The organism is Brachybacterium sp. AOP25-B2-12, assembly GCF_052378625.1.
Classification (GTDB): Bacteria; Actinomycetota; Actinomycetes; order Actinomycetales; family Dermabacteraceae; genus Brachybacterium.
In genome coordinates this window covers 1-699 of sequence record NZ_JBQSXW010000076.1, presented here as the reverse complement: position 1 = coordinate 699, position 699 = coordinate 1, and the positions used below count along the sequence as shown (strand labels likewise).

The following is a 699-nucleotide window of genomic DNA, read 5'->3' as shown; positions in this document are numbered from 1 at the left end:
AGCCGTTCACGCCGGTCGCGAGCAGGACGACGGCGTTGATCACGCGCCCGCCTTCGCGGACCTTCATGGTCAGCGCGTCGGCGGAGACGAACGTGAACGGCCCGGCCTCGTCCAGGGGGCGGTGGCGGAACTGCTCGACGTGCTCGTCCAACGACTCCGCCATCCTGCTGACCTGCGACTTCGAGAGGCTGTTAATGCCGAGGGTCTTCACGAGCTTATCCATGCGGCGGGTGGAGACACCGGCGAGGTAGCAGTCCGCGACGACCGTGATCAGCGCGGACTCGGCGCGCTTGCGCCGCTCGAGCAGCCAGTCCGGGAAGTAGGTGCCCGTGCGGAGCTTAGGAACGGCGACGTCGATCGTGCCGACGCGGGTGTCGAGGTCGCGATGGCGGTAGCCGTTGCGCTGCGCAGAACGCCCAGCGCTGGGCCGGCCGTACTCCGCGCCGGCGACGGCATCAGCGTCCGCGGAGAGCGGGGCGTTGATCACGTCCTGCAGCAGGCTGCGCATCAGGTCCGGGGACGCCTCGGCCAGGGCTTCACCGAGCAGGCCGGAAGGGTCGACAATGTGGGGAGCGGTCATCGTGATGACTCCGTTCGAGAGTGCTGTGAGAGGTTCACTCGAAGGATCACACGGTGACCGCGTCCCCGTCCGGGACGATCACAGGGCCACCGCGCTACACCACTATGCGGGACTCAACT

General features: G+C 68.0%; 1 protein-coding gene. It reads right to left on the bottom strand.

Going from position 1 to position 699, the window contains the following annotated elements; translation table 11 throughout:
• Positions 1-580: transposase (locus tag ACT3TZ_RS15215; protein ID WP_444584252.1), on the bottom strand; the 580-nt coding region annotated here is incomplete at its 3' end.
• Between the last annotated feature and the right edge of the window lie 119 nt (positions 581-699).